This is a genomic window from Psychrobacter sp. AOP7-B1-24 (assembly GCF_052376215.1).
GTDB lineage: Bacteria > Pseudomonadota > Gammaproteobacteria > Pseudomonadales > Moraxellaceae > Psychrobacter.
This window is the reverse complement of the sequence record NZ_JBQSVL010000082.1, coordinates 1-12,469: the sequence shown is the minus strand read 5'-3', so window position 1 is coordinate 12,469 and position 12,469 is coordinate 1. Positions and strand designations below refer to the sequence as shown.

6 protein-coding genes are annotated in these 12,469 nt (G+C 44.0%); all 6 read left to right on the top strand.

The window, feature by feature from the left end; genetic code table 11:
* On the top strand, positions 1–1,771 hold a 1,771-nt coding region (locus tag ACT3QP_RS12715; protein WP_444525754.1), incomplete at its 5' end, for a protein kinase domain-containing protein.
* A gap of 70 nt (positions 1,772–1,841) precedes the next feature.
* The gene (locus ACT3QP_RS12710) at positions 1,842–3,413 is read left to right on the top strand and encodes an NAD(P)/FAD-dependent oxidoreductase (protein ID WP_444525753.1); all 1,572 of its coding nucleotides are present in this window, start codon (positions 1,842–1,844) and stop codon (positions 3,411–3,413) included.
* A gap of 62 nt (positions 3,414–3,475) precedes the next feature.
* Positions 3,476–6,823, top strand: a complete 3,348-nt coding sequence (locus ACT3QP_RS12705; protein ID WP_444525757.1) for a molybdopterin-dependent oxidoreductase — start codon at positions 3,476–3,478, stop codon at positions 6,821–6,823.
* A gap of 267 nt (positions 6,824–7,090) precedes the next feature.
* Positions 7,091–7,906 (top strand): uroporphyrinogen-III C-methyltransferase, encoded by an 816-nt coding sequence (gene cobA / locus ACT3QP_RS12700; protein ID WP_444525756.1) that lies wholly within the window; start codon positions 7,091–7,093, stop codon positions 7,904–7,906.
* A gap of 869 nt (positions 7,907–8,775) precedes the next feature.
* Entirely contained in the window at positions 8,776–8,934 is a 159-nt protein-coding gene (locus ACT3QP_RS12695) for a transposase (RefSeq protein WP_444525755.1), read from the top strand.
* Between the two features lie 51 nt (positions 8,935–8,985).
* The coding region (locus tag ACT3QP_RS12690) for a Calx-beta domain-containing protein (protein ID WP_444525752.1) at positions 8,986–12,469 on the top strand (3,484 nt) is incomplete at its 3' end.

Sequence of the window (12,469 nt, the reverse complement as noted above, 5' to 3'; positions counted from 1 at the left end):
CATGGCAGATGGTGTGAGTGCTTGCCAGTTTCCCAAACAAGCCAGTCGATTGGTAGTGAATACCATCGCTCATAAAGTGACCTTAGGGTTAAGCGCACTAATGCAATCACAGCCTGCGCCGCAACCCTTATTGTTTGATGAAAATCAAGTCGCGAGTCTCATTAAAGTAGCGGTCAACAAAGCCAATGATATCTTGTATTTTCCACAAGCTTACCAGCGCGTACCTCCCATGCTATCTACTCTGTCAGGATTGTTGTGCATAGGAGACAGAATTCATTTGTTCCATACTGGTGACTCTCGTATTTACCGTGTTGGGGTGGATTGTGTGACGGTACTGAGCGAAGACCACCGCGTACATCGAGGGCAGGACAAAGGCGCACTTTCTGCCGCTATCGGTGCTGACAGTCAGGTTGAGTTACAGCAGTCGGTATTTACACTGCATCAAAACGAATGCTTAGCATTGATGACAGATGGGGTTTATGAGTACATTGATGCTACTGAATTACAGTTTGAGCTTTGCGGCAGTGCTACCAGTGTGTTTCAGGCAATGGCCAGTATTGGTCAGCCACCAATGGGGTTAACTGTTAGCCAAATGGTCTGTGAGCAAGCGTTTGCCGAAGGCAGTCATGACAATCTCAGTATGATTATGTTAAGCATGAACAGCATGCTAAACAAGGCAGGCTTAATCGATAGCGGTCAAACTGCGAATGATTCTGAGCATGTTAATGATATCAGCCGCTATAGACTACCCACAGATTTAGAGGTAGGCGATCATATTGATGGTTTTACCGTCGTTCGTATTATTGCTCGTACAGCTCGTAGCCATGTGTATTGGGTGCAAGATGAAGATCATCGTGATTTTGTTTTAAAGTCACCCAGTTTAGATACTATTGCTGATGGGTATTATCTGCGCGATTTTTTAAAAGAACGTAAAATTGGTTTGAGCTTATCAAAGCATCGCCGTGCAGGTGACTCTGCTTATAATCAGGCTGACCCAAATCGACTACCCATGAGCCATACACTCGATAATGGTGCTCATAATATGGGTTCTGGACTCAATGAATCCGGGTTATTACGCTATTATCCTGTGCCTGCCAGTAGCACGTATTTATATCATCTTACAGAGTATATTTCTGGAGAAAGTTTACGCGATTTTATGAATCGCCATGCACCTTGTGATGTTTGGCAGACTTTTGATCTACTAACCAAGATTGGGATGGCGGTTCGAGTGATGCATCGGAACTATCTATTGCATCAGGACATCAAACCCGAAAATATTTTATTGTCCAAATCAGGAGCGGTCAAGCTGATCGATTTTGGCTCTGCGAGTTCTTCCATTTTAAAGGATAGCACCAGACCTCCTAATGGCGACTTGCATTATGCTGCACCAGAATATTACACCGATGCACCAAAAGGCGTGCATTCTGATTTGTTTTCGATTGCAGTTATTGGCTACGAATTACTGACAGGAGAGTTGCCATTTAGCGCCCAAACTTTAATGACGCCAAACCAAACGCTAGTCATGCCGACACTACCACTGAGGCAGCAAAACGTAAACCCTGCCAGCCAACAAGCACTCATGCGTGCGCTACATTCTAATACCAATGCTCGCTATCAAGCTATTGGTGAGTTTTTGCAAGATTTTAACCCCGATAATAGAGCGCACAGTCGCGATCCTGAACCGCTGATTAAGCGCAACCCTTTATTGGTATGGCACGGCATTTGCTGCATTCAATTTGTCATTATTTTATTGCTAATGGTTTATTTATAAGAAGCATTATTTGTAAGAGGTATTATCTTTTATTCAATGCTGCATCACGCGGCTAAGGGACTTCCAGTTTATGTCGCACGCTGCTAATAAGATCAATACTGCCGTCCATGATGACATGGTAACCACGACGCATAAAAACGCGGGCATTGTTATTATTGGTGCAGGCATGGCAGGCAGTCGTTTTGCGATCGAGCTGGCGCGTGCACGCTCCACATTATCACCAACTTTGAACTCAGAGTCATCAACCTTGAGCTCAAAGGCAACCTCATCTTTAGGGATAGACCCCAAATACCATCATAACTCTGTGCCTATCACTTTAATTAGTAAAGAACCGCAAGTCGGTTACAACCGTATTATGTTGTCGCCCGTGTTAGCAGGTGATAGCACCTTTGACGATACTTATTTATATGAACAGTCGGCTTACGAGGCGCTGGGTATTACGGTGCTAGCAGGGGTGACAGTAAACACGATGGATACCACTCAGCAGCGTATTGAGTTGAGCAATGGGCAAATGCTGCCTTATGCTAAAGCGGTCATCGCGACAGGTTCGACCGCTCGCGTGATTCCATTTCCCAACCACACAGCACCTGGCGTACATGTGTTTCGAGATGTGGCAGATGTCATCGCGTTGACGGGCTATGCCAAACAAGGCAAAACTGGCTTGGTCATTGGTGGTGGTGTACTCGGGCTAGAAGCAGCTTGTGCATTGGCCAATCAAGGCGCAAAAATGACAGTAGTACATGTCGATGATTATGTATTAAACCGCCAGCTGGATTTGCCTGCCGCAGAGCTGTTACAAGCCGAGTTGAGTCGCCGTCATGTCGGATTGGTTGTGTCTGCTAACTCCGAGTCTATTGTAATCAATCAGGCAGGAGAGGTGAGCGGATTACTGTTAAAAGACGGGCGTACTTTAGCTGCCGACTTTATAGTGATGGCGGTGGGTGTCATGCCCAATATCACCCTTGCCAAAAACAGCGGACTTGATGTGAACCGAGGTATTATTGTTAATGAGTTTATGCATACTAGCTGTGCAAATGTGTATGCCATAGGGGAGTGTGTCGAGCTTGCCGGTGAGCTGTTTGGCATGGTAGCACCCGTTAATCAACAGGTCGATACATTGGTAAGCGTGCTAAAACACGAACACCTAAACGAAACAAAAACCAGTACATTAGATTTGCGCGCGCACTGGCAGCCTTTTGTCAGTAAACCACTGTCACTAAAACTGAAGGTGTCAGGTGTGGCCGCATTTTCAGCAGGACAGATCGCCTTTAATGAGGATGAGGCAAATATGATCGAAACGCTGGTGTATCGTCAACCAGTGTTAAATCATTATCACTGTCTGTATTTGAAATCTAATAAGCTGGTGGGTGCGGTGCTATATGGCGATGTCGATGATGGCAGTTTTTATAGTCAATTGATTAGCGATCAGACGGATATCACCCTCATTAAAGAGACACTGATTTTTGGAGCGGCGTACTGTGATTTAGATGATTTAAACACGCTTAATAACATGGATGAGTTGAATGGTTTTGATTTGGTCGATGACGTAAACAATGACAGCAGCGCTAATGCCAAAACTTGCGAGAGCACAAGCGACGAGAGCAAAAATATTGTGCCTGAATTAGTGGAGGGTGCATTATGAGTGATACTGTCTTGCATAAAAATGACACGAACCAAAAATCTAGTGGTGATCAAATACCGCTGATGAACACAGAGCTTTATAAATCTACTGTTGCCAAAACTATTCGTACCACTTGTCCTTATTGCGGTGTTGGCTGCGGCGTGTTGGCTAGTGTGGCGTCATCCGGTGAGATAAGTGTGAAAGGGGATCCTGATCACCCTGCTAACTTTGGTAAATTGTGCTCAAAAGGTAGCGCATTGGCACAAACGCTGGGTACCAAACGTCGCCTGACCCAGCCTTATTATCAAAACAAACCAGTGGCGATGCAACATCGTCAGCCAAGGCCATCGGCACAATCAAGGCACCCTGCTGATCGCCAGCATGTAGAAAAGACAGCGTTAACAGCATTGCGTAAAAATGCGGATTGGGAGACGGTATTAGATGATATCGCTGACCGTTTTAACGACACCATCGCTAAACACGGACGTGACAGCATCATGTTTTATGTCTCGGGTCAGTTACTGACCGAAGACTACTACGTGGCCAATAAATTTATCAAAGGTTTTATTGGTAACAATAATATCGACTCTAATTCTCGGTTGTGTATGTCATCGGCCGTTGCTGGTTATAAGCGAGCGTTTGGTGCTGACCTCGTGCCTGGAAATTACGAAGATTTAGAGTCCTGTGAGCTGTTGGTTTTGGTTGGATCTAACATGGCATGGTGTCACCCCATTCTTTTTGGCCGATTTTTGGACGCCAAAAAAACAGACCCCAACAAAAAGTTGATTGTTATTGACCCGCGCCGCACCGATTCTTGTGAGTTTGCCGATTTGCACGTGCCCATTGCAGCGGGCACGGACACGCATTTATATAATGGCTTGCTGCATTACCTTGCACAGCAAGGTTACCAAGATGATGGCTATGCTCGCCAAAGTATCGGACTGCAAGAGGCGTTACAAGCTGCCCAAGGATGGACGATAGCCAGAGTAGCTGAAGCGTGCCAAGTACCTGTAGATAGTATTCGCCAGTTCTATGAGTTGGTGGCTGCTCATGATAAAACGGTCACTGCTTTTAGTATGGGTGTCAATCAATCGAGCAGTGGTACAGATAAAGTCAATGCCATTATCAATACGCATTTATTCACAGGGCGCGTGGGAAAATTGGGCGCCAGTCCGTTTTCACTCACCGGACAGCCCAATGCGATGGGCGGTAGAGAAGTGGGTGCGTTAGCCAATCTATTAGCGGCACATTTAGACTTAGACAATGCGGTTCATCGTCAATTGGTGGCCAACTTTTGGGAAGCGCCGCAAGCTATCTCACCAGATGTCGGCATCAAAGCCTGTGATGCTGCTGATGCGATATTAGATGGACGTATCAAAGCCATTTGGATTATGGCAACGAACCCTGTGGTTAGTTTGCCAGAAGCTGATAGGTTTCGTCAGGCATTGGCTGAGTGCGACTTGGTTATCGTGTCTGATTGCTCAGTAGATAGTGATACTGTACATTGTGCAGATATTGTATTGCCAGCTCAAGGGTGGGGCGAAAAATCGGGCACTGTCACCAATTCTGAACGGCGTATTTCACGTCAGCGTGCGCTAATGCCTGCGGTAGGAGTCGCAAAACCTGATTGGTGGATATTGTCTCAGGTTGCCAAACGTATGGGGATGGCGGGCTTTGAGTATCAACACCCAAGTGAGATATTTAATGAGCACGTGGCGCTCACTGACTATGGTAACGCACATAACCAAGCCGCTTCCATCAACAATCAACCCCGCTACCTAAACCTTTCTCGTGACTTATCGTTGCTCAGTATGTCGTCTAACCAAGTGACTGCAGAGGCATGTATAGAGGAATATAATGAGACCGCTCAATCCTTATCCTTTGATGCCGATACTAAACCTACTGCTAGCCCTGTTTCATTGAGTGACGCAGCATATGACGCTATGCCGCCTTTTCAGTGGGGCGCGCCGCGTATCTCAATGATTAATACGGCTTGTACTATGGCGAAACTGGTGGCTATTACGCCATCTGCCAAGGCCAGTGTGCCTAATGCGTATCGACGCCGCCTAAACCCTTTGGGCCATTCAAATAAAAAAAATTATGACAGTGGCCAGCAGCAGCCAATGGTTCGTTTGCGCTTGATTACAGGTAGGCTACGTGATCAGTGGCATACCATGACACGCACTGGATTAGCACCGCAGTTAAACCAACATCAATCCACACCCATGCTGACAATACACCCAAATGATGCCCAAACACTGGGTCTTCAGCCTGATGATTTTGTACAAGTACATCGTCAGTATCAAGATAGCACTACGGATAGTCATGCGACTGACTCGAATATAATTGAGCCATTAACAATGGCTGAGGTCGATGCATCAACGTCTAGCCAAGTACTGGCGCAAGTAATGATTAGCGATACCATGCGCATAGGTGATGCTTTTATGCCGATGCATTGGAGCAATGCTTTTGCTAGTGATGCGCGAATGGGCACGCTGATTCCTACTGTGGTCGACCCACATTCAGGTCAACCGGAGTTAAAAAACTCGGCCATCAGTATTACTTCTGTCCCTATGTGTTCGTTCGGCAGGATTTTGGTGCATCCAGACTGGCAAGACGCTGTTATAGTGCAGCTGCGTAATATTATGGCGAGTATGGTGCCAAGCGATAGCGTAGATGAACCGTTAGTAACAAATACAGCAGCCCAAGTAACGACAAGTTTATCTGAGTCATTGCCTGCGTTAACATGGAGTCTGAGTCATCAAATTGATAGCGTGCTAATCAATGTGGCCAGTCCAAATATTGAGGTTAGTCGCATATTAGCCAATCCAGAATTTTGGCAGCAGTTTGCTAAATCTTTATCACCATTACAGCCTTTATCTTGCTCAAAGTCGCAACCACCGTTACCGTTAAATACCCAGCTGTCGCAGCAACAAAAAAATACGATTCATACTGCATTTACTGTTAATAGCCAACAGAACCAACTACGGTTAATCGTGACTCAGTCGGTGTTACAAAAACAAGAGTCTGCCAATAACAATACTCGCTATGCTATAGGTACTGAGGGATTAAGTCCTACGGAGCCAAGTGAGCAGTTACTACTTGCGATATATTTTTCTCCAAACTCAAAGCAACTACCAAGCGCTCGCTGGCTCGATAGTTGCTTCTCAGACGCTAACCATATTCCAATTAAGCAGCGTTATAAATGGCTACTTGCAGGTCGTCCTGCCAGTGGTTATGTCGATCCAGGTGCGTTGGTGTGCTCTTGCATGTCGGTTGGTGAAAATACGATTATCAACGCCATTACTAAGCAAGGATGTCATAGCGCAGTCGCCGTCGGCAAACAATGCCGCGCAGGTACTAATTGTGGCTCTTGTGTGGGTCAAATCAATGCTCTCATTGCCACGTACGCGCTAAAAGTGCCTGCATAAATAGCCCTTAAATAAGAAATGAAGCACGAGCTGGCATGTTGATTGCAGCTGATAACATATAACCAACGACCAACGATTTGACTTGTCATTTTAATCAGAAAGGTTGCTTGGTGTTACTGAATAGTTAAGAGTGATATGCAGTAGGATTTCACAATTTACCCAGTCATATAGCTTTATTTGTTTACGTGCTGTATTTATGCTGTTATTTGGAGCCCAATCATGCCTGATTTACCTGATATTATTTCTACACACGCAAGTTATCAATTGATGGGGCAGGGTTGTGTGGAGTCTGTTCCAATACCGAGGACAACAGGTACGGTACATTTGATTGGTGCAGGGTCAGGTGACCCTGAATTATTGACGTTAAAAGCATGGCGAGTGATGCAGCGGGCTGATGTGGTGTTGTATGATAGTTTGGTTTCTGAAGATGTTTTAGATATGTGTGTGAACACTGCCGAAAAAGTATTTGTTGGTAAACGCCGTGCCAATCATGCACTACCGCAAGAGAATATTAATGAACTACTGGTAATGCACGCGCTAGCGGGAAAAACCGTGGTTAGATTAAAAGGTGGGGACCCTTTTATCTTTGGTCGCGGTGGTGAAGAGCTACAAGAGGTCGTACGCCATGGTATTTATTTTGAATCTATTCCAGGTATTACTGCTGCCAGTGCTGCTGCTAGCCGTGCCGGTATCCCACTGACGCATCGTGACTGCGCTCAATCGGTTAAATTTGTTACCGCTTGCAAAAAACAAGGTGCTCCTAATGACGATTATAGCGAGATGCTAGATGCGAGCCAAACCGTCGTATTTTATATGGGCTTGCACCGTTTACCAGAGATGACAAAGGGACTGATGGCCGCAGGACGAGACAGTAATACGCCTTTTGCTATTATCAGTCACGCCAGTATGCCGACCCAACAGGTACTTATCGGTACATTAAAAGATATTGCTGATAAGCAAGCTACTGCACATCTGCCAACACCTGCCTTGCTGATTATGGGCGATGTAGTCAGTTTGTATGATGTATTTACAGAATATAATATCGGGGCGCTTTGTCAAACCGTTGAAGTCAGCTGTGTCTAAAGTGTTTTTTATTGATATTAGGGCGTGTTTGATCTTTTGATTATTGCATTGATAGAGGTTGTTATTTAAATCTTGATGTCTAAAAAATAGTCCCGTTACCTATGTGAATATCAAATACGCCCTAATATTTCTCTCCAATTTAATACAACTAACATCATACCTCTCATAATCAATGTTAAGCGAATCCACACTCAATACTATCCGAGCTGTCTTTTTATCACCATTTTTAAGGTGGAGATAAGGATAAGATCGGCCTTTCAGAGCACTTTCATAATCAACATTCTATAAATTGGAGATGTTATCAGTCTCGCTTAGCCTAGTTTTTGTAATGATGCCACTCGGCTTTCTAGTATTCAAATTCTATTGAACTCACTGTAGCAACATCTTCGGATGTCCAATCACCCCCAATGTTTACAATAATATGATATTAATTCACATATGTATTTGTGCGGTGAGTGAGTATATTAAATGATATAGTCAGTTATCTATAAAATAGGTATAGTGTAAGAAGGTATATGGGAACATGTTTTTAAACAGCTGTCTGAACAACCAAATGATGAATATGCCGTGTTAGATGCCATAATTGTTAGAGACTATTAGCACATTACTGGAAAAAAGTTCAAGCCATCGGTCATAGTAAAGGTGGACTGACGGCTAACATACCTATTCGTACAGATGCGTGAGGTCATTCTACCCACTGTTATCTAACAGGTGATGCAGCTCATGACCTATGTGGCTCAGATAAATTGCTCAATGTCAGTATTAGCCAAACTTGGCTGGCTGATAAAGCTTACGATGCTGATGCCCGTGTCATTGAATCCATTAAAGCATTACAAGGTAAGGCAATTATACCTTACAAGTGTCACTGAATACAGCCAAGATATTTTGATAAATTATTTTATAAAGCACGGCATCTGGTAGAAGAATTATTTGCCAAAATGAAGCGATACCGTGCGATTGCCACTTGCTATGATAAGTTAGCCAGTCATTTTCTCAGTACGATTTATCTGGTTTCTTGCGTGGCCTAGTTTAATTGATGACATGTCCTAGCCAAACTATTTAAAATTGAAGGTCAGAAAATGAATACTATTATTGTTAAAATTAACGACGCTACTCAAACTATCAGTCAAGTACAAGTAATTACTAAAGATGGCATACCGACTGTTATTACTGCCACTGACAAAGTGAACTATGAGTTTTTTGATACCGCTATCAATCACGCACCAAACCATATTATCACTAAGCGCCTAAAAAACGACTTATATGTTTCATTTGAAGAGGCAGGAGTAGAAAGCGACCTAATTATAGAAGGTTTTTACGATCATACAGATAGTGCTTTACTTGGCGTCGCCGAAGATGGTGAATACTACTATTATATTCCTGACACAGGTGAGACTTACGATTATGTGACTCAATTAGAAGTCGGTGATGTAGAAGGTCAGGCCTTGGGTGGTGAAGAGTATATCGCTGCCGCTATTCTGCCATGGTGGATACCTGCCGCTGCTGGTATTGGGCTAGTCGGTCTAATAGCTGGTCGTAATAGTGATGACGACAATGATAATGACAATGCACCTATTGCTGAAAATGACACCGTATTAGGTGAGTCTTCACAGCCCGTCATCATCGACGTTGTGGCAAATGATAGTGATGCTGAAAACGACTTAGATCCAAAAACGGTCAAATTAATCGACCCTATCACAGGTGATGCAGTAACAAGTTTCGCGGTAGATGGAGAAGGTGCTTGGGCAGTTGATGCTACAACAGGTGAGGTTAGCTTTACTCCAGAAACAGGATTTACCGCTGATCCAACGCCAGTTAGCTATGTAGTATCTGATATCAATGGCTTGCAGTCGAATCAAGCAACCATAACCATTGATTATCCACAAAATGCACCCGTTGCTGAAGACGACACAGCATTAGGTGAAACTGGTCAACCCGTTACCATTGACGTTGTAGCCAATGACAGTGATGCTGAAAACGACTTAGATCCAACAACCGTTGGATTAATCGACCCTGTTAGCAGTGATGAAGTTACCACAGTAACAGTGGCAGGCGAAGGTACTTGGGACGTTGACCCTACGACAGGTGAAGTTAGCTTTACACCAGAATCAGGATTCACCGCAGATCCTACCCCAGTTAGCTATGTAGTATCTGATATCAATGGCTTGCAGTCAAATCAAGCAGTTATCACAGCAAACTATCCACTAATAGTCAGTATTGCAGGCACTGAAAGCTTGAATGAAACGACTGCTGATGGCAGCATGAGCGAAGCAAATTATACGATTAATCTTAGCAAGCCAAGTAATGAAGACACTGTAATCACAATTACGATTGGTGACGGTAGCACTGAAGGTAGTGAGGACTATACAGCACCCGTGACTCAATATGTCACTATCCCAGCAGGTCAAACTTCAGTGGATATCACTGTGCCGATCAATGATGACAATGTGTTTGAAGGACCAGAGGATTTCACAGTTACGATAACTGAGGTCATATCTGGTATAGCGACGGTTGGTTTAGATAATAATAGCGTTACAACGACTATCTATGATGATGGTACTACTGATGGCAGTACGCTAGTGGATGCTACTGATCCGTCAGTAGGTAACGACACACCAACTGTAAGTATTAGTGGCACTAGAAATTTGAGTGAAACCGCTGTTGATGGCAGTGCAAATGAGGCGATTTATACAGTCAGTTTAAGTAATCCAAGTACAGAAGATACGGTCGTTACCATTGTTATTAGTGATGGCAGTACTGAAGGTTCAGCTGATTATACAACGCCTGTGACTCAAGATGTCACGATCCCAGCAGGTCAAAATTCAGTGGATATCGCTGTACCGATCAATGATGATAATGTGTTTGAAGGTCCAGAGGATTTTACTGTTACGGTAGCTGCAGTCACATCAGGAACAGCGACTATTGGTACTGATAATGTGACTGTGAATACGACTATCTATGATGATGGTACTACTGATGGCAGTACACCTATAGACCCTAATAATCCTATATTGGGCGGTGACAAACCAGTTGTTGATATCACAGCGATCAAATCAGAAGCGATTGAAGGTGTTAGTAATGGTTTAGTATTTGAAGTATCTCAAAACAATCTGAGCGAATTTCCTACGACGGTAGATGTCAAGTTAGCGAATAGTACAATAGAAGCGGTGGATATTGCCTCAATTAATTATACCGACCTTAATGGTACAGTTGTATTTCTGGATAATATAGCAGATATTCAGGCATTTCTCGATGAAGGTGTGCAGGTCAACATTCCAGTAGGTAGTATAACTGCACCAGTTATTACATTCACTGTGGTGGATGACGCAGTTTATGAGCAGTCAGAAAGTATTGTACTTGAAATTAGCAACCCTATGAATGCCACTATTGGAACCGCTAGTGATAGCGGTACTATCTTTGATCAATCAAGTAACAGTAATAACCCAGGTGATGGCAGTGATCTTGAGGGTGATAAACCAATACTAAGTGTCGGTAACACTAGTGCCATCGAAGGTGGTGATCTGATTCATAGTATCAGTTTAAGTAATCCGACCCAAGCGGATGTCATCTATACCTTTGCCTTATCAGGAGATAGCGCTATAGAGGGTATGGACTTTACCAATACACCAGTTTTTAGTGATGGCGTAAGCTATGATCCTGTTACCGGCACCATCACAATACCTGCTGGAGTTACTGACTTTACGGTTAGCTATCCGACAACCGCAGACAGCATTGCTGAAAGTGATGAAACAACAACCCTAACTATTGATGGCATAAGTGGTACGGGTACTATCTTTGAAAACAATGACAGGCCCATCCTCAATATTAATGCTAGTACAGCACAAGCCACTGAAGGAGCAGCAGGCGATATTGTCTTTACTATCGACCAAGTAGGTCTCAGTGACACAGCTACTAGCGTGATACTCACACTTGACTTGCAAGATGTGGATGCCGATGACATTGACACCATTGCTTTGACCAACACCGATGGTAGTATTCAAACCATTACGGTTGCTGAGGCTATCGCAGGGGTTAGTGTCAGCATCCCTGCAGGCACAGCAGCTGAGGATATGCCAAGCATTGCGGTAACTCCAACTGACGACGATATATTCGAGATATCAGAGATGCTTGAAATGAGCATATCAAATCCTGTCAACGCCATTATTGGCACGAACAGTGATATTGGTGTTATATTAGATGAAGATGGCATAGACGGTACATTGCAAGTAGGTGACAAACCTACCGTTAGTATTGCTGCGACTGATGGACAAGCAATTGAAGGTTTAGACAATACCTTAGCGTTCAGTGTCACACAAGACAACCTTAGCAACTTTGACACTAATGTTACCATCAATCTTAGCGATATAAGTAGTATTGATGCTACCGATATTGCTTCCATCAGCTATACCAATGGCACAGGGATGGCTGTTACCTTATCGACCACTGCTCAAATACAAGACTTCATCAGCAACGGTGACACAGTCACTATACCTGCAGGTAGTATGGTAGCCCCCGCCATTATCATCACTGTGGTGGACGACGCCATCTATGAGGTCTCAGAAA